The following is a 17,582-nucleotide window of genomic DNA, read 5'->3' as shown; positions in this document are numbered from 1 at the left end:
TCCGGCTGTCCAAGAATTGGTGCGACGGATAACAGGTAAAGACCCTTGTCAAGGTGTGAATCCTGATGAAGTTGTGGCTGTGGGTGCGGCTATTCAAGCGGGTGTGTTGTCTGGTGAAGTTAAAGATATCTTACTGCTTGATGTGACTCCGTTGTCTTTGGGTGTGGAAACTCTTGGGGGTGTGATGACTAAAATCATTACTCGCAATACAACTATCCCGGTGAAGAAATCAGAAATCTTTTCAACAGCGGCTGATGGTCAAAGTAATGTAGAAATTCACGTTTTGCAAGGTGAGAGGGAGTTAGCCAAAGATAATAAGAGTTTAGGTACTTTCCGTTTGGATGGTATTCCTCCAGCACCAAGAGGTATTCCGCAAATTGACGTTACTTTCGACATTGATGCTAATGGTATTCTCTCAGTCACAGCGAAAGATAAAGCCACGAGTAAACAACAGTCAATTTCGATTACAGGTGCTTCTACTCTCGATAAACGAGATGTAGAAAATATGGTGCGTGATGCAGAATCTCATGCGGAGGAAGATAGAAGACGACGTGAACAAATTGACACTAAAAATTTGGCAGACTCTTTAGCTTATCAAGCCCAGAAGCAATTGAAAGACTTGGGTGATAAGGTGAGTGCTGCTGATAGAAGCCGAGTGGAAGAGTTAGTTAAGGATTTGCAGGAAGCCATTAATCAAGATAACTTTGACCGCATTAAGTCCCTTAGCAGTGAATTACAGCAAGTCTTGATGCAAATTGGTAGTGCAGTTTATGCTCACGCGGGCAGCCCAAATGGAAGTAGTGGGGAATCACAAAGTGGTCGGAGTGAAGATGTGATTGATGCTGATTTTGTGGAAAATCAATAAAAAAATGGATGAATTATAAATTACGAAGGATGAAAAACTTCATTCTTCTATTTCCTCCATAAGGAGGATGCCTAAATCTTCAAAGTTATCCAGATTATCAGTAGGCAGAGATGAACAAGTAGAAAGACTTAAATTCAATATGAAAGGCCATTGTCAGGAAAGCTTAGTACAGCGGAACAATCGCATGGGTGGAGATTGCTTCGCTGTTTATTCTTGACAATTAAAATTTGCATCCTATGCTTGGCTTGATTTTAAGGATTTGAATAAAACTTACACTAAAACACACACTGATGTAGTTTCTTTTGCTTGAATAGCTATATTAAGATTACTGGAATTGGCAACTCTTAATTATGGCTACCAAAATCATTGATGTTAGAGAATATACTGTCAGAGCGCATCAAAGACAGATTCACACTCGTGTTTTTAATTTTGTTTGCAAAGAATGTAATCAAGCTACAAAACGGGAAACTTTTGGGACTAGACCTTTGTATTGTGAATCCTGTCGTCCTCCTCAACCTCCTAAAAAATCATCACAAGAAGCTAGAAAAGTTAAGCCTCATGCAATGACTTACAAAAGCGATATTGATTTAGGTTAATAGAAGTAATATGAATCCAAAAGAACAATTACAACCTCCTTCAGAGGTATTTATCAGACCATTGTTGGAATTACGAGACTACTATGCTAGTCTTGCCCAAGAATACCAACAGCTATTTATAGAAGCGCGATCGCAGTTGGATCACACGGAAGCTTTATTATCCAACTGGTCTTACCCTGATCATGAACCATTGTCGCAACTAGAAAGTGCTGATGAACAAGGTTCTCTGTTTTTTCTATCATCTGATGATAAGTCTGATTTGGACTTGTTGGAGTCTCTAGAGTCAGAACTTTCTCTCTCAGATACATGGGAGACAAATGAGTCTAGTGCTGCTGCTACAGATACAGAAGATTCCCATCTGATAAATACATCTTCCGAGAGTTATGATCATTTGGCAAAAGGGGCAGAAATTCCCATGCTATCCCAATATCAAGCTCTGACCCGAATGGAAGCTCTGAAAAAGCTATTGCATGAATATGCTGGTACTGTATGCCATATAGATTTTATTGTGCGATCGCTTTACGGTGATTTAGAGTCAACTATCTTCAAGGTTGTCAAAGGTCGAGTCCAGTCTTCCCTCACCCAAGGTAGAGAACGAGGTTACTGGTCGGCTATTCCCAATGAACCTGGTTGTTATACTCTGGTGTTAAGTCTATTAGCTCCAGTTCATCACAACGGTTCGTCTGCTGGTGCGAGAAATAAAAAGAAGAAGCCTTTTGTTCAACAGCACACAAAAGAAGTCCCGATGCTCAGAGAGTTTCAAGGTCAATTTTTAATTGATGCTCTCACTTCTTTCTTAGAGCAACATAAGGGACGAGTTTTTGGTGTGAATGAAATTGTCAATGGCATTTATGGAGAACTTAATGATCAAGAAATCAGAGAGGTAAAAAACAAAGTGCTGAATGAATTATCTAGAGGTCATCGCACAGGAAGATTCTCTAGAGTTCCTAACCAAATCGGTTTCTATACTTGGGATGCCAAGACGATAAAAAGAAGGGTGTAAGGTGTAGGATTTGGGGTAAAGGTTTATCTTTACCCTTCCCATTTAATTATGGTTGCAGAAAAACTAATGGGTAACTCACTATTTTCTGATCCTACATCGGTGAAATCGGTTCCAATTGGTGGTGCAGATAAAAACTCTAAATAACCTGGTGTCGGTAAAAAATCAGCAAAAAATGTACTAGAATAGCTGCCACTAGCTGTAGAATATCCAAACCCATCACCTGTTAAATGCTGATTATTGAGACTAATTAAATTGTCAACACTAAAAGGTTCATTTCCTGGTGTTGGAGTCCCAGCAGGTTGCAATCCAGTAATTGTTTCACCATTCCTTGTCCCAGTAATTCCAATAATCAGGTAAAAGCCTAACTCGTCAGGTGTGTCATCAGTAATAAAAGTACCACTAGCTGCTACACCAGTACCAGAATAATTCCAGTTCCAAGTTATAGCAAAAGCGGTTTCCATTGTCCCGAAAAATAATCCTAATACAATAGCAAAGACTGTTGCAAATAGTACAGCTATATTTTTCATGGAGTTGTTAGTGGCAAGGCGAAGTTGATAGATTAAGTTCAGCTACAGTTAAAAACAAATAGCTTGACCAATAGTATCAGTCAAGCTAAATCTTGAGAGATATTGTTACCAGCAACTTAACAATTTAATGCATATCGTAACCAAACAAATTTGGATCAACTTCTCCTAGTTTTAAATCTCCTAAACCATATTCATCCCAACGTCTTTCTACCATTGCAGCTACATCAGCATCTGATTCTAATGGTTCACCCCATTCATGTTCTGTTTCTGGGGGCATTTTGGTAGTGGCATCTATGCCCATTCTGCCGCCTAAACCGAGTTTTTCACTAGCAAAATCTAAAGTGTCAAAGGGGGTGTTTGGTAATATGAATACATCTCGTGAAGGATCAACTTTAGAACTAATTGCCCAGACTACTTGACGCGGATCACGAATGTTGATATCTTTATCGACGACGATGACAAATTTGGTGTAAGTGAATTGGGGTAAGGCACTCCAAAAAGCTAAGGCTGCTCGTCGCGCTTGTCCAGGATATGCTTTATCTATGGAAATAATCGCCGCTTTGTAACTCAAAGCTTCCATTGGTAGGAAGAAATCGACTATTTCTGATACTTGTTGCCGTAAAATAGGGGTATAGATGCGGTTGAGTGCGATCGCCATCATGGCTTCTTCTTTGGGTGGACGACCGCTAAATGTGGTAAGATAAATCGGATCTTTGCGGTGGGTCATACACTGAAACCGCACCAATGGCGAATCTTCTACACCACCGTAATAACCCATATGATCACCAAAGGGGCCATCTGGTAAAACTTCCCCTGGTGTAATTGTCCCTTCTAAGACAAATTCTGAATCTGCGGGAACTTCTAAATCTACGGTTTTGCACTTGGCTAATTGGACTCCAGAACCGCCATAAAGCCCTGCAAATAGCCATTCTGATAAGTCTACCGGAATGGGTGTGGCTGCTGCCATAATGATTAAAGGATCTACACCAAGTGCGATCGCCACTTCTAATTTTTTACCACGTTCGGCTGCTTTGCGTAAATGTCTCGCACCACCCCGCACCGATAGCCAATGTACGGTCATAGTGTTATTAGATTGCAGTTGTAAACGATACACACCTACATTTGGCGTTCCCGTCTCACAATCTTTAGTAATTACCAATCCTAATGTAATAATCTTTCCGGCATCTCCCGGATAAGGACGTATTAAAGGTAACTTATTTAAATCTAATTCATTCCCCTGAATCACTACCTGTTGACAAGCAGGAAAAAAGTCCCTTCCTGGTTTGGCTTTCACCACGTCAAACAGCACTTTACCAAAATCTATCGCTTGGGAAATCTTTTTTGGTGGTTTGGGTTGCTGAAGCATACTCAACTTCTTTCCCAGGGTTTCTAACTCCTCTGGTTTTTCCATATTCATCGCCCAGCATATCCTTTCCACCGTCCCCATTAAATTTACCGCAACGGGGAAAGATGCACCTTTCACGTTTTCAAAGATTAATCCTGGCCCACCTTTTTGCAGCATTCGGTTGGAAATCTCCGCAATTTCCATATCTGAGTCAACTAAAGCCGAAATTCGCTTCAATTGTCCTCTTTCTTCTAGAATTTTAATGAATCCCCGTAAATCTCGCGCCATGTTCCCTAAGAATTAAGAAGTGTAAAGCTATTTTATCTTAGTCGTCATTAGGAATAATTTGACTTTTTAGTACATATATACTATAATAATAAAAAGATAGATTTTTCTCACGCAGAGACGCAGAGGCGCGGAGAGGAAAATAGAGTTTTTACCAGATAAAATTTAGGGGGTTTTATGTCGGAGTTAAATCATAAAATTTCGCTGTTGGAACTTGTGCAAATTTTGTCTGAATATCGTCAATATATCCTCGTTAATATTAAGAAACTAAAGGAAGATTACCACAGAACGAGTATTAAGCGCGTGAAAGGTGTGAGAGATATTAATGGTGATTTAATCACTCCTTGGTTACAAACGGAAGATATCTATCCTGGTGATTTTGTGCAGATGGGTGTATTTGCCATGAATTGCAATACCGCTACTATTAATATGTTGCTGAAGCGTAAAGTTAAGCTGGTAAAAGCTGAAGACAATACACCTATGATTGAGGTTGCGGGTTTGCTGGCTAATGATTTGGATAACTTTAATAATTATACCATTGTTAAGGATGGCAAACTCAATGTAACTGCATTAAATATCAAAATCAGCAATAAGAAAGTATTTGATTTATTGAAAGCAAAGGATGTAATTTTTGCGGATAAGTTTGATTTCAATTTTGAATATACTCTTCAGTTAGATAATCTATCTTTAGTTCCTGTGAATGTGAATTTTAGCAGCATTGATGGTTTATTTATCAAACTTGCAGAAATAAAGGTTCTGACTAGTATTCTTGCGGCTCATTTACGTCATGAGTCAGATGTGTTTATTGTCAATCAATTAGAAGAATTAAGAAAACATTATTTATCCAAAAACCTGTATCTAAATTTTCCCACTACTCAGGAATATCCAAATACAATTGATTCTCATCTAAGTTATAGAATCGAATTTGGTAATCACGATATTCTCAATTTAAGTAAGCTATATTCTGCTAATCAATTTTTAGCGCGGAGATATGAAGCTGTGGACAAAGTAACTGGGGAGATTTTCCCTAAACCTAATTTTAATATGGGTTTAAATGAAAATATCTCTTTTCGTCCTAAAGCCATTTCGTCACGGATGAAAATTACTAAAGTTGATGATTTAATGAAACCGATTTTCGATGATTTTCTGGGAATAGATGTAAATGGTAAAGTAGCAGAAATTCTCAACCAAGTGCGTGATAATAGTTTGGCTGTATTTTTATATGCGAAACACGCGGGTAAACCTATTAACAGAGAAGATTTTATTGCAGCTATGACGACGGCTTACAACGAGTTAGAAGCTTATGCTGATAAAATTTACCAAGAGAAAATTTCACCTTTAGTATTTTACATTGGTGCGACGGGGCTTTTACCTAATAAAATATCAGCTACAGCAATGACTGCGGATCAACTAGCTGCTAAATATCCTCATTTGCAATTTTCTAAACATGAAGAAGAAGGGACATTTTTTGAAGTTGGTGATACTGTAATTAGTGTTTATGCTCAAACTGAATATTACAGTAAAAAGTCATTAGCTGTTAGTTAATTAATTTTGTAGGGGTTTAGCAATGCTAAACCCTGAATATTCTTGACGGTTGATATGTTAAAATCTCAATATTTGCCATTAGTGCAGTTTTAGCAGGTCTTCTGTTATAAGAAATGTAATGTATAATTTAAATATATGTTATGATAGAAGTATCCCAAAAGTAACAAATAATAAGCCCATGATTACTCAAGTGATGATTCAACCCTCATCCTGGGTAGAGTCTGGAATTGAAATCAGCAAAGTTAGAAATTTAAATTTGTTCAAATTTAGCTCAGAATTACAATCTCGATTAGAAGAACTTTCTGAGAATAACAAAGCTGGAATGCTAACTTCAAAAGAAGAAGCTGAATTAGCAGGAATACTAGAACTAGATAGGATTTTTACTTTGCTGAATGCTAAGATAATTGCTGAGTCATGACAGTTAATGATGCAACGAGAAAATTAGTCAGGGAAAGAGCTAAATTCCTTTGTGAATACTGTCATTCTTTAGAAGAAGCAAGTGCAGCTTTATTTGCTATTGATCATATTATTCCCCAATCTATCTCTGGTTCATCTGATGACCCTGATAATTTAGCTTTAGCTTGTCAACGTTGTAACGGATATCGCTATAATTTTACAACTGGTATTGACCCGGAAACTAAAGAAATAATCCCAATATTTAATCCTCGAAAACAAAAATGGTCAGACCATTTTATTTGGTCATTAGACAGTTTAAAAATTATCGGTATTACTCCTACAGGAAGGGCTACTTGCAATCGCTTAGACCTCAATGATGAACGGCATAATGAAGGTTCTATTATAAAAGCACGTCGTTTTTGGGTAAAAGGTGGTTGGCATCCACCATATGAAGATCCCCGACAAAAAGAGGAAGATTGAAAGTTACAGGATTATTTCAATCAGGATAAATGCAAATTTAGCGATGTCTTAATACTAGGAATAATTGATAAACTAACCACCGTAAAAATAAGCCTAAATCCCAACCACAAGCCAAGAACATAGTGAAATTCAGTAGATATTTGAGATTTTTGCCTCTTGATGGGGAATACTAAAATTAGATACCTTGTCACATCAGAGCAAACTTATACTAATATGGACTGGACAACACCACTCAAGGCACAACAGACTGATTTTATTCAAAGACTTAAATCTGCTGACTTACTCAGTTGTGACACAAAAGGACAGCATAGTGAATTAACAGTCATTTCTGGTAGCAGGTTAGAGCAATTAGATGATTTTTGCTGGGAAATGGCTGAAAAATATAAGCGAAATTCTCCAGTCCGCGAAGTTTTCATCAACAATATGAAGGGAAAGTTAGGTGAGGAAGTTGTCAAATCCCGTTTAGCTGATTTTGTCACAGAAGTTGACTATGAAAAGCGCATTGGTGGTGATGGAAAAGTTGATTTTACCTTAACTTCTGACTCATCAGTTGGTATTCAGGTTAAAGCGTGTAATAGCAATTTTAATAAAATTCAATGGTCAATTAGCCAAGAAGAAATTGAAAAAAATGCTGTTATAGTTTGTATTTTAATTCCAGAGGAAGTGAAACATCATCAGGAAAAATATAGACTCATTTTAGCAGGCTTTTTACCAACTAATATGATAAAAACAGTTCATGGTAAAGCCTTCGTGGGAATAGATGAATTGCTTTATGCTGGGGGTTTACGCAGCTATTTAGAGAGTTTGACATCTTCTGAAGCTGACGAATATATGCGCCTGGGTGATGAGTGTCTTGAGAAAGAAGATTATCAAGGTGCTTTTGGTTATTATAATGGTGCTTTTGGCTATTATACTCAAGTATTGCAACTAAACCCAAATCATGCAAATTCCTACAATGGACGAGCTTATTGCCATTATAAATTAGGAGATAAGAAGAAAGCAATTGATGATATTACTGAGGCTATCAAGATTAATCCTAACTTTGCAAATGCTTACTACGGTAGAGGCGTTGTTAATTCTGAATTAGGAAACAAGGAGATTGCAATTGAAGATTTCCAAAAAGCCGCAAATATATATAAAGAAGAAGGTAAGGAAACAGACTATCAAAAGGCTATAGATAAAATCAGAAACATGAGCAAATAATGAATATGAGTTAAACGAAGCACAACCCAACAATAAAATTAATCAAAGTTGGGTTTCATTTTCTTCTCTCCTTCTCTCTTCCTCTTTGCGCCTCTGCGTCTCTGCGTGAGATAAAAAATATTTAACTTACCCAAAAATCACCATAAAAAATAGAACTAACTACTTAATATAGAAAACTTAACAAAAAAACGCCAAAATAAAACAGCATTATCTCGACTTGCTGATATTATCTGTGATGCAATCATGATAAAAGAAAAATGGACGAAGATCAGTGTCGCGCTTATTGGCGTGCTAACACCACCTTAATTAGAAATCTTTTAATTGTTTGGGCTTTAGTGTCCCTAGTTTTTAGTATTTTGTTGGTTCAACCATTAAATGCAATTCGCTTTTTTGGTGTTCCCTTTGGCTTTTGGATGGCGCAACAAGGATCAATTTTGGTTTTTGTGGTATTGATTTTTACTTACGCTTTCCAAATGGATAAATTAGACCGCAAATATAATACCAAAAAGTGAGGAGAAACAGTGTCAGTTGAACTTTGGACGATTATTTTAGTTGGGCTTTCTTTTGTTGTTTACATTTACATTGGTTGGCAATCACGAGTAGAAAATACTAAAGACTTTTTTATTGCCGGTCAGGGAATACCTTCAATTGCAAATGGTGCGGCTACGGCGGCTGATTGGATGTCTGCGGCTTCATTTATTTCAATGGCGGGGTTGATTTCGTTTTTGGGATATGACGGTTCTATTTATTTAATGGGTTGGACTGGTGGCTATGTTTTACTAGCATTATTATTAGCGCCTTATCTGCGGAAATTTGGTAAATATACAGTTCCTGATTTTGTGGGCGATCGCTATTACTCTAACATAGCTCGGTTGGTGGCGGTAGTTGCAGCCATTTTCGTGTCTCTCACATACGTCGCTGGACAAATGCGGGGGGTGGGAATTGTCTTCAGTCGCTTTTTACAAGTAGACGTGAATACAGGTGTGATTATCGGCATGATCATTGTCGGCTTTTTTGCGGTTTTGGGAGGCATGAAAGGCATTACCTGGACACAAGTAGCCCAGTATTGCGTATTGATTTTCGCATATTTGATTCCCGCAATTGCGATCGCATACAAACTCACAGGTAATCCTATTCCCCAACTAGCTTTTACTACCAGTGATATCGCCGATAAACTCAACCTCATTCAACTTGACTTAGGTTTTAAAGAATACACCCAGCCCTTTGCCAACAAATCAATGCTTGATGTCCTATGCATCACCATTGCTTTGATGGTAGGAACTGCCGGTTTACCCCATATCATCGTCCGGTTTTACACAGTTAAAAGTGTTCGTGCAGCCCGGTTTTCTGCGGGTTGGGCGTTATTATTTATCGCCATTCTCTACACCACCGCCCCCGCAGTCGGGATGTTTTCTCGTTATAATCTAATTACTTCTTTGCATAATCAAACGATTGCCGAAGTACAGAAATTAGATTGGGTAAATAAGTGGGAGAAAACCAAACTTCTAGCTTTTGAAGATAAAAATAAAGATGGACGTTTGCAATTAACCCCTAATAAAGAAACCAACGAAATTACAATTGATAAAGATATCATAGTTCTTTCTACCCCAGAAGTTGCTAACCTTCCCCCTTGGGTAATTGCCTTAGTCGCGGCTGGTGGTTTAGCGGCTGCTTTATCGACAGCATCGGGTTTATTATTAGTAATTTCTAGTTCCGTTGCCCATGATGTTTATTACCGCATTTTTGATTCCACAGCTTCAGAGGAAAAACGGGTATTTGTAGGGCGAGTTGTCGTTGGTTTTGCCCTGGTTTTAGCTGGATATTTTGGGGTAAATCCACCGGGATTTGTGAGTGAAGTGGTAGCTTTTGCCTTTGGTTTAGCGGCTGCAAGCTTCTTCCCGGTGATATTCCTGGGAATTTTCGACAAACGCACTAATTCAGAAGGTGCAATTGCCGGAATGTTAACAGGTTTGATATTTACAATTATCTACATCGTCGGCGTAAAATTTGCCGGGATGTCACCCTGGTTCTTTGGCGTTTCTGCCGAAGGAATTGGGACTTTAGGGATGATTATTAACTTTATTGTCACCCTGATAGTTTCTCGACTAACACCACCTCCTCCCGCAGAAATTCAGGCTTTGGTAGAAGATTTACGCACCCCGATCATTGAAGAATAAATGAATATGGGGAGAATTAGTAATTAATTACGAATTACGAATTATGAATTACCCCAGTTCTTGAATATTCTTCATTACTTGTTGGTACAAATCTTTGTTACCTTCTTTATCAAAAATAGCTGCTGCCCTTTGCAAATCTTGTAATGCTCCACGTTTGTCTCCAATAGCTGCAAGGGCATTTCCTCGGTTATTGAAAGCGGGGCCAAAGTTAGGATTGAGGCGGATGGCTTGATTATAATCTGCGATCGCTTTCTGTTGATCTCCCTGGGCAAAGTAAGTATTGCCTCTGTTATTATAGGCAACAGAATAGTTCGGATCTATGCGAATAGCCTCAGTATAATCAGCCACAGCCCCGTTTTTATCTCCTTGGGCAGAACGGGCATTTCCTCGGTTATTGAAGGCTTCAGCATAGTTAGGAGCCAAGCGGATAGCTTCATTGTAATCTGCGATCGCAGCTTGTTGATCTCCCAGAGATGCACGGGCATTGCCCCGGTTGTTGTAAGTTTCGCCATCATTGGGGTTGAGGCGTAATGCTTGATTATAATCTGCGATCGCACCCTCTTTATTACCCGCATCAAAATATGCCAAACCCCGACTTTTAAAAGCAGGAGCATATTGAGAATTGAGGCTAATCGACTTACTATAGGCAGCAATAGCAGCTTCAGAGTTGCCTTTAGCGTGTTGATTCTGCCCTTGAATATAGAATTCTCCCGCTTTGGATGTTTTCGCTGTCAGACGATTGGGAGGACTAACTCCTACTTCTGTCACCAAAACATCCTGATTTTTACTGCAAGCAACGCATAAAACTCCGCTTAAAGCAGTAAAAAAAGCTATGGTGAATATTCTGCCTAATACTTGCCATTTAGGTGTCAATAACTGCCATTCCATATGTTTTTATAAACCGCTTTCACTCCTGGAGGAAATTAGTACCAAAATCTATTTTTTTCACTCCATAATAATTTTAACTAGTGCTAGAAATTTTAACTCAATTAACCAGCTTTCCTCATATTCTTTATTTTTTAATAAAATCATCTTCAAAGTTTAAACATAAGTTTTTAAATTTAATGTGTAAATAATTTCTTTTTTTGTGTTTAATTTGTTATCTAATCACTCAAGTTAACTATACTAAGGTCAAATTAACTAGTTGCAAACTCTCTTGCTATCTGCCTAAACCCAAATATTTATGACTAATTATTTACCTCACTTTCTGTTGTTTTAGCAGTTAGTCGCCACACCGGAGTTTTTTCAATATCCACCTCTAACTTTTCCCAGTTTTTACCTAAATCTTTTTGTATTTTTTCAGTCAGCGTAATTGAAAAATCTAAATCAACATTTTCCATTAATCGTACTAATTCTTTAAACTTAACTTTTACAGTTTTGCGTTCATAATTACTGATTTGGCAATATGCCGTTTCTGATACATTCTGAGCCTGCATAGCCTTTTTTAATCGCTCTTGCAAATGTTCAAATTCCGAATTAATCAGCTTCCGTTGCTGTTCAACTTCTGTATATGTTTCCGAAAGTAGAGTTAAGTCTTCTGTTTCAGGTGCTGGGTTAATTGTGGCTTGCAATGACAATAACTGTGAATGTATTTGAGCTAAATAAATGCAATCAAAATAAGCATATTCTATTTGCTCATCAGTTAAAGGTCTTATCCCCCAATCACTACTTTGTTCTTGTTTATCAATACCATGAAAATTACACAAGACTGTAGCTAAAGTTTTCAGTTGATAATTAGGTAAAGGTAAAATATAGTAGGGTATCTGTTTGGCAATTTCTAAAGTACAAGTAATATTTTTAGCTTTTTTATTTCCTAAAAATTTGACATCATAACTGGCATTATGAAATACCTTTTCAATATCCGCATTCATCATTATTTGCTCAATAAAATCAGCAATTACCTCCGATTGTTCTAGGACATCCAAAATGTAAATGCTATTACCACTCATATCTTGAGGATTATCCAATATCTGAATCAGCGATAATTTGGGATTACGACTTTTATAGTCAGCAACTTCTGTATCTATCCACAGAGTTTGTGCTTTGCTATATTTAGCAATCAGGCAACGAATTTCGCTGGCAGCAGTAAGATAAGGCATTGGTAGATGTAGGGAGAGTGTAACTTAGTCATAGTTTTCTAAATTAACATTTTGTGACTAAATTTGCTCTTTGCTGCCCCACTATTATGATTACTTTTCTCAAAAATTCCTGCCAATCTGCCAAAATATTCATAAAGATAGATGCAGTTCTTTTTGAAAAAGCGCAAATTAAAATCTATGCAAAAATTAATAAATCGTCAGTGGCGTTTGGCTAGTCGTCCTGTTGGTGAAATCAAAGAAAGTGATTTTGAGTATCGAGAAGAACCAATTCCCAGTCCAAAAGATGGTGAAATACTGGTACGCAATATCTATCTTTCTCTAGATCCTACCCATCGTATTTGGATGAGCGATAGACCCCAGTATATGCCTCCTATAGGAATTGGGGAAGTAATGCGTGGTTTAGTTATCGGTGTCGTTGAAGATTCCAAAAATCCCAAATTTCAACCAGGCGATTTAGTTTCTGGAGCGCTAGGATGGCAAGATTACGCAATAGCTTCGTCTGGGAACCTCATCAAATTACCTCAACCTTTAGCAGTTCCTCTCACTGCTTTCATGGGTCCCCTCAGTTTTATTGGTTGTACAGCTTATTTTGGACTACTGGATATAGGAAAACCCCAAGCAGGGGAAACTGTTGTTGTTTCAGCAGCTTCCGGTGCAGTTGGTTCCCTGGTGGGACAAATTGCCAAAATTAAAGGTTGTCGTGTGGTGGGTATCACTGGTTCTGACGAGAAATGTCAATGGTTGCTAGAAGAACTCGGTTTTGATGCTGCAATTAACTATAAAACCGCAGATTTAATCCCAGCTTTAGCAAAATTCTGTCCTAATGGTATTGATGTGTATTTTGAAAATGTTGGCGGTGCAATTCTTGATGCTGTTTTAACACAGGTAAATTTAAATGCACGCATTCCTCTATGCGGGTTAATCTCTACTTATAATGCTGAAGAAGCTGTACCCGGCCCCTATAATTTCAGCCAGATTTTAATGAAGCGCGTGCTTGTCCAAGGTTTTATTGTCACTGATTATGTTCCGCAATGGGATGTTGCTTTTAGAGATATTGGTCAGTGGTTACAAGAGGGTAAAATTAAATATACTCAAGAAATTGTCCCAGGTTTGGAAAATGCACCCCAAGCAATTCTCAGACTTTTTGATGGTCATAAGATGGGAAAATTGATTATACAAATTTCTGACGAACCATAATCAAAAAACTATCTACTAAAAAGGCTCAAGTATCAATAACTTGAGCCAATTCTAAATTCAATTAAGTTATTAAGCCTGTTGAATTAGCTAAAAGACTAGATAGAGTCTATAGCTTAGTAACGGTTACGAGCGCCGCCGCCACCACCACCACTGCGATTACCACCACCAAAGGAGCCACCTCTGTCTTCTCTGGGTTTAGCCTTATTTACTTTAAGGTCACGTCCCATCCACTCAGCACCATCAAGGGCATCAATAGCTGTGGTTTCTTCTTCATCTGTACCCATTTCTACGAAACCAAAACCGCGCAGCTTTCCTGTTTCACGATCGGTAGGTAGTTGAACACGTTTCACTGAACCATATTCTGCAAAGACCGCAGTTAGGTTGTCTTGGGTAACTTCATAAGAGAGGTTGCCTACGTAAATTGACATAGAATGTCTCCAAAATCATAAGAGTGCAGAGATTTAGATTTCGGAGAAAAGTCTGGAAATATCAAAAGGAAAAAGCCCATCAATGTTAAGAACAAACGCCGTCGCCGAATTACTTCTCAACTACTATGATGGCACAACAATTAACTCTTGACAAAAAAGAGGCAAAAATTTTACATAAGGTTATATAAACACATCAAATTTGATGAGGTTAATATCCAAATTTGTAACCCCATTAAGGATAGCCAGAGTTTTGGCACCAAAAATAATCTCAGTATTGCCGCTCATTTCATGCAAAAGCAGAGTAGCTGCGGAAATACCAAGAGCAGCAGCACCATTAATACTAATCACATCAATACCAATCTCAAAGTCGAGAATTGTATTAGCCGTATCTGGTAGTTCAGCATTAACAATGAAGAAATTATCGGCACCAGCACCACCACTTATGAGATTAGCACCTCCAGACTGTACAAAAAATGTATCGTTGCCATCACCGCCCAAAGCCCTATCAGCACTACCCAGGTAAAAGGTATCATTGCCTGAACCACCTGACATCCGACTACCACCTTTACCATCTGTAGCATCAAAAATGTCATTTCCTGAACCACCAAAGGCGCGATCGCTGTTATTGACAGATATAATGTCATTGCCACTACCTAAGAAAGCGCGGTTATCACTGGCATGACTTTTGATAGCCAAGTCAACCTCATCATCACCACCACCAGTAAATACAATATCTGCAACAGCTTCTAAATCTTTACCTGCAATTAATTTATCATTTCCCACAGTTCCAAATACCAACTGGCTTTCTGTGGGGAGAAAAGTTATACCAACAGGACGCTCAAGAACCGGGTTCGTAGGAACTAAAACCTGAAATGGATTAATAGGTGAACTACTCTCAGTATCATATTTGAGAATCGCACCTTGTTCAGTTGTCACATCAAAACCAACTGTGAGTAAATCACCATTAGGGGCAAAAGCCAAACTACCAATAAAATTGTTACTGGGTGGTGTAACAGTTGTATAATTTGTAGAAAGAGTATCTACTAACTCCCCACTCTCCAAGTCATAGCGGCGGATGTCGTTAGCAAAATCACTCACATACAAATCACCATCTTCACCAAGGGCTAAACCAAGCAAACTGACAAAGCCAAAGCTATCTGGGGAAGGCTGAGGTGTAGCAAAAACTGTGGGTGTTGCTCCTGCTACTAGTGAGTCGTAACGCAAGATTTGACTAGGTAAACCTGCACTAAAATCAGGGAAAGCTTCTCCAGTATCAGGATTAACTTCTGCTACACTACCTTGAGTTGTCACATAGAGACTGTTGTTAATAAAAAGTAGCCCGTTTGGTCCATTTAAACCACCTACTTGACCATTTCCCTGAGCAAAAACATCAACGAACTCACCAGTTGAACCGTTGTAACGCAATATTTGGTCACTGAGAAAACTAGCAACGTAAAAATTACCATCTGGTCCATAAGCAATGCCGTAGGGACGAACTAACCCTCCACTTTCATCCAATTCTGTATCTGGGTTATCTCCCACAAATACATCAATAAAGTTACCCGTTTGACCATCAAACCTCAATATAGAAGAACCTCCTACTTCTGATCTACTGGCTATATAAAGGTCGCTTTTACCATCACCATTTCCATCTGGGCCAAAGAGTAAGGTGTCAGGGTCTTCCAGTCCACCCAGCCCAGAGGTGATAAACTCACCTAAATAGTTTCCTGTATAAGCATCAAAGCGGAGAACATTATCGCCTCTGGTGTTACCAACTAGAATACTACTATTTCTGTTTTGCATATTTCTATAAAGCTATCAGGGGTTAAGTAAAATTAAGGTATGACCTTTGTAACAATTTACCATGATTGGTAATTATGTTGTATCGGCGTTGTGCGATCGCATCAATATCAACCACACCACGGTGCTATGTTATACTAAATAAATATGTAATAATTATAATTCCAATCTCGGACTTACCATATCTGATTAAACCCGCTTCAGCATATTTATTTCCTATTATTTGCTTCTGTGGGTATCCCAAGCTACCAAACCAACTCACTAGACAGTAGTTAACAGTACAACAGTACCTGCAAAGCATAGATTAATGTCTATATAGTACAGCGGTAAACTTTTTCAACATAAACACCCGCTATTAGTTATAATTTCCTATAATGTGAAAAAATTCTTAAGATTAGCGTAAAAATTACATTAAGATAAATATTACGCTTCTATTAAACTGACTAGCTGATACCCAAATTAGGAGGATTATTTATGGCGCTTGTACCAATGCGGTTGCTTTTGGATCACGCTGCTGAAAACGGTTACGGCATACCAGCTTTTAACGTTAACAACTTAGAGCAGATTCAGGCAATCATGAAAGCGGCGGCTGAGACAGATAGCCCCGTAATTTTACAAGCTTCTCGCGGCGCTCGTAATTATGCCGGAGAAAACTTTCTACGCCACCTGATTTTGGCAGCAGTAGAAACCTATCCTGAGATTCCCATTGTCATGCACCAAGATCATGGTAATGCTCCTTCTACCTGCTACTCAGCAATCAAGAACAACTTCACCAGCGTGATGATGGATGGTTCTTTAGAAGCTGACGCTAAGACACCTGCAAGCTTTGAGTACAACGTTAAAGTTACCAGCGAAGTTGTCAACGTAGCTCACTCCTTGGGTGTCAGCGTTGAAGGTGAACTCGGTTGTTTAGGTTCTCTAGAAACCGGTGCCGGTGAAGCTGAAGATGGTCACGGTTTTGAAGGTACACTAGACCATTCTCAACTGTTAACCGACCCCGATGAAGCTGTTAGCTTCGTAGAAGCAACCCAAGTAGATGCTTTGGCTGTTGCTATCGGTACTAGCCACGGTGCTTATAAGTTTACCCGTAAGCCTACTGGGGAAATTTTGGCTATCAGCCGTATCGAAGAAATTCACCGTCGTCTGCCTAACACCCACTTGGTAATGCATGGTTCTTCTTCTGTACCAGAAGATTTACTTGCACTTATTAACCAATATGGTGGTGCAATTCCTGAAACCTACGGTGTACCTGTAGAAGAAATTCAAAAAGGTATCAAGAGCGGTGTACGTAAAGTAAATATCGACACCGACAATCGTCTAGCTATCACTGCTGCTGTTCGTGAAGCTTTGGCAGCTAATCCTAAGGAATTTGATCCTCGTCACTTCCTCAAGCCTTCTATTAAATATATGCAGAAGGTTTGTTCAGATCGCTATCAAGAATTTGGTACTGCTGGTAACGCCAGCAAGATTAAGCAAGTTTCTTTAGAAGATTTTGCTGCTAAATATGCTAAGGGCGAATTGGTAATGAGAGCGGCTGCTAAGGTTTAATCTTTTTCAGCAATAATTAATTAGGGTGTAGCGATGCTATGCCCATATATTAAAAACCGGGTGGCTTTAAAGTTTCCCGGTTTTTTGT

17 protein-coding genes are annotated in these 17,582 nt (G+C 38.6%); 11 read left to right on the top strand and 6 right to left on the bottom strand.

Annotated features, from left to right (window positions below; genetic code table 11):
• The 3 genes from ACSQ6I_RS22510 to ACSQ6I_RS22500 form a co-directional block, all read left to right on the top strand.
• Positions 1-865: Hsp70 family protein (locus tag ACSQ6I_RS22510; RefSeq protein ID WP_438892479.1), on the top strand; the 865-nt coding region annotated here is incomplete at its 5' end.
• Positions 866-1,215: 350 nt separating this feature from the next.
• Positions 1,216-1,461: a hypothetical protein gene (locus ACSQ6I_RS22505; RefSeq protein WP_323309632.1), complete on the top strand. Its 246-nt coding sequence runs from the start codon at positions 1,216-1,218 to the stop codon at positions 1,459-1,461.
• A gap of 10 nt (positions 1,462-1,471) precedes the next feature.
• Entirely contained in the window at positions 1,472-2,464 is a 993-nt protein-coding gene (locus tag ACSQ6I_RS22500; RefSeq protein WP_438892478.1) for a hypothetical protein, read from the top strand.
• Between the two features lie 29 nt (positions 2,465-2,493).
• Here the strand turns inward: ACSQ6I_RS22500 and ACSQ6I_RS22495 are convergent, their stop codons facing one another.
• Both ACSQ6I_RS22495 and ACSQ6I_RS22490 read right to left on the bottom strand, forming a co-directional pair.
• Positions 2,494-2,991, bottom strand: coding sequence for a PEP-CTERM sorting domain-containing protein (locus tag ACSQ6I_RS22495; protein ID WP_438892477.1), 498 nt, complete (start codon positions 2,989-2,991; stop codon positions 2,494-2,496).
• A 124-nt stretch (positions 2,992-3,115) separates the two neighbouring features.
• A complete protein-coding gene (locus ACSQ6I_RS22490) occupies positions 3,116-4,624 on the bottom strand; it encodes a UbiD family decarboxylase (RefSeq protein ID WP_438892476.1) in 1,509 nt (502 codons plus the stop codon).
• Between the two features lie 174 nt (positions 4,625-4,798).
• On the opposite strand from ACSQ6I_RS22490, the gene ACSQ6I_RS22485 reads away from it, so the two are divergent.
• From ACSQ6I_RS22485 to ACSQ6I_RS22460, 6 genes are all read left to right on the top strand, one after another.
• Positions 4,799-6,166, top strand: coding sequence for a hypothetical protein (locus tag ACSQ6I_RS22485; protein WP_438892475.1), 1,368 nt, complete (start codon positions 4,799-4,801; stop codon positions 6,164-6,166).
• A gap of 178 nt (positions 6,167-6,344) precedes the next feature.
• Entirely contained in the window at positions 6,345-6,584 is a 240-nt protein-coding gene (locus ACSQ6I_RS22480; protein WP_323309639.1) for a hypothetical protein, read from the top strand.
• Complete coding sequence (locus ACSQ6I_RS22475) at positions 6,581-7,042, top strand: HNH endonuclease (RefSeq protein ID WP_323309640.1); 462 nt, start codon at positions 6,581-6,583, stop codon at positions 7,040-7,042. Before ACSQ6I_RS22480 ends, ACSQ6I_RS22475 begins: the two co-directional genes overlap by 4 nt.
• 213 nt (positions 7,043-7,255) lie before the next feature.
• Positions 7,256-8,245 (top strand): tetratricopeptide repeat protein, encoded by a 990-nt coding sequence (locus tag ACSQ6I_RS22470; protein ID WP_438892474.1) that lies wholly within the window; start codon positions 7,256-7,258, stop codon positions 8,243-8,245.
• A 257-nt stretch (positions 8,246-8,502) separates the two neighbouring features.
• Complete coding sequence (locus ACSQ6I_RS22465) at positions 8,503-8,757, top strand: DUF4212 domain-containing protein (RefSeq protein ID WP_438892473.1); 255 nt, start codon at positions 8,503-8,505, stop codon at positions 8,755-8,757.
• Positions 8,758-8,766: 9 nt separating this feature from the next.
• Positions 8,767-10,422 (top strand): sodium:solute symporter family protein, encoded by a 1,656-nt coding sequence (locus ACSQ6I_RS22460; protein WP_438892472.1) that lies wholly within the window; start codon positions 8,767-8,769, stop codon positions 10,420-10,422.
• 48 nt (positions 10,423-10,470) lie between these two features.
• On the opposite strand, the gene ACSQ6I_RS22455 is transcribed toward ACSQ6I_RS22460, so the two are convergent.
• Both ACSQ6I_RS22455 and ACSQ6I_RS22450 read right to left on the bottom strand, forming a co-directional pair.
• Complete coding sequence (locus ACSQ6I_RS22455) at positions 10,471-11,310, bottom strand: tetratricopeptide repeat protein (protein ID WP_438892471.1); 840 nt, start codon at positions 11,308-11,310, stop codon at positions 10,471-10,473.
• 299 nt (positions 11,311-11,609) lie between these two features.
• A complete protein-coding gene (locus ACSQ6I_RS22450) occupies positions 11,610-12,521 on the bottom strand; it encodes a ribonuclease D (protein ID WP_438892470.1) in 912 nt (303 codons plus the stop codon).
• A 177-nt stretch (positions 12,522-12,698) separates the two neighbouring features.
• Between ACSQ6I_RS22450 and ACSQ6I_RS22445 the strand changes: the two genes are divergently transcribed.
• Positions 12,699-13,718: an NADP-dependent oxidoreductase gene (locus ACSQ6I_RS22445; RefSeq protein ID WP_438892469.1), complete on the top strand. Its 1,020-nt coding sequence runs from the start codon at positions 12,699-12,701 to the stop codon at positions 13,716-13,718.
• A gap of 113 nt (positions 13,719-13,831) precedes the next feature.
• Here ACSQ6I_RS22445 and ACSQ6I_RS22440 read toward each other — a convergent pair whose 3' ends face one another.
• A complete protein-coding gene (locus tag ACSQ6I_RS22440; RefSeq protein WP_438892468.1) occupies positions 13,832-14,146 on the bottom strand; it encodes an RNA recognition motif domain-containing protein in 315 nt (104 codons plus the stop codon).
• A 180-nt stretch (positions 14,147-14,326) separates the two neighbouring features.
• The gene (locus ACSQ6I_RS22435) at positions 14,327-15,949 is read right to left on the bottom strand and encodes a hypothetical protein (protein ID WP_438892467.1); all 1,623 of its coding nucleotides are present in this window, start codon (positions 15,947-15,949) and stop codon (positions 14,327-14,329) included.
• 471 nt (positions 15,950-16,420) lie between these two features.
• On the opposite strand from ACSQ6I_RS22435, the gene fba reads away from it, so the two are divergent.
• Positions 16,421-17,494 (top strand): class II fructose-bisphosphate aldolase, encoded by a 1,074-nt coding sequence (fba, locus tag ACSQ6I_RS22430; protein WP_015217327.1) that lies wholly within the window; start codon positions 16,421-16,423, stop codon positions 17,492-17,494.
• Positions 17,495-17,582: the final 88 nt, after the last annotated feature.

The organism is Anabaena sp. WFMT (assembly GCF_051781005.1).
In the GTDB taxonomy this organism is placed as follows: domain Bacteria; phylum Cyanobacteriota; class Cyanobacteriia; order Cyanobacteriales; family Nostocaceae; genus Anabaena.
The sequence above is the reverse complement of the archived record's forward strand: the minus strand, read 5'-3'. Positions and strand labels throughout refer to the sequence as shown.

What these genes read in the sequence shown, in the direction of transcription:
- ACSQ6I_RS22500 (WP_438892478.1), top strand. Translation starts at nt 1,472, where the DNA reads ATGAATCCAAAAGAACAATTACAACCTCCTTCAGAGGTATTTATCAGA.
- fba (WP_015217327.1), top strand. Translation starts at nt 16,421, where the DNA reads ATGGCGCTTGTACCAATGCGGTTGCTTTTGGATCACGCTGCTGAAAAC.
- ACSQ6I_RS22465 (WP_438892473.1), top strand. Translation starts at nt 8,503, where the DNA reads ATGGACGAAGATCAGTGTCGCGCTTATTGGCGTGCTAACACCACCTTA.
- ACSQ6I_RS22435 (WP_438892467.1), bottom strand. Translation starts at nt 15,949, where the DNA reads ATGCAAAACAGAAATAGTAGTATTCTAGTTGGTAACACCAGAGGCGAT.
- ACSQ6I_RS22490 (WP_438892476.1), bottom strand. Translation starts at nt 4,624, where the DNA reads ATGGCGCGAGATTTACGGGGATTCATTAAAATTCTAGAAGAAAGAGGA.
- ACSQ6I_RS22455 (WP_438892471.1), bottom strand. Translation starts at nt 11,310, where the DNA reads ATGGAATGGCAGTTATTGACACCTAAATGGCAAGTATTAGGCAGAATA.
- ACSQ6I_RS22470 (WP_438892474.1), top strand. Translation starts at nt 7,256, where the DNA reads ATGGACTGGACAACACCACTCAAGGCACAACAGACTGATTTTATTCAA.
- ACSQ6I_RS22440 (WP_438892468.1), bottom strand. Translation starts at nt 14,146, where the DNA reads ATGTCAATTTACGTAGGCAACCTCTCTTATGAAGTTACCCAAGACAAC.
- ACSQ6I_RS22485 (WP_438892475.1), top strand. Translation starts at nt 4,799, where the DNA reads ATGTCGGAGTTAAATCATAAAATTTCGCTGTTGGAACTTGTGCAAATT.
- ACSQ6I_RS22475 (WP_323309640.1), top strand. Translation starts at nt 6,581, where the DNA reads ATGACAGTTAATGATGCAACGAGAAAATTAGTCAGGGAAAGAGCTAAA.
- ACSQ6I_RS22450 (WP_438892470.1), bottom strand. Translation starts at nt 12,521, where the DNA reads ATGCCTTATCTTACTGCTGCCAGCGAAATTCGTTGCCTGATTGCTAAA.
- ACSQ6I_RS22445 (WP_438892469.1), top strand. Translation starts at nt 12,699, where the DNA reads ATGCAAAAATTAATAAATCGTCAGTGGCGTTTGGCTAGTCGTCCTGTT.
- ACSQ6I_RS22505 (WP_323309632.1), top strand. Translation starts at nt 1,216, where the DNA reads ATGGCTACCAAAATCATTGATGTTAGAGAATATACTGTCAGAGCGCAT.
- ACSQ6I_RS22495 (WP_438892477.1), bottom strand. Translation starts at nt 2,991, where the DNA reads ATGAAAAATATAGCTGTACTATTTGCAACAGTCTTTGCTATTGTATTA.
- ACSQ6I_RS22480 (WP_323309639.1), top strand. Translation starts at nt 6,345, where the DNA reads ATGATTACTCAAGTGATGATTCAACCCTCATCCTGGGTAGAGTCTGGA.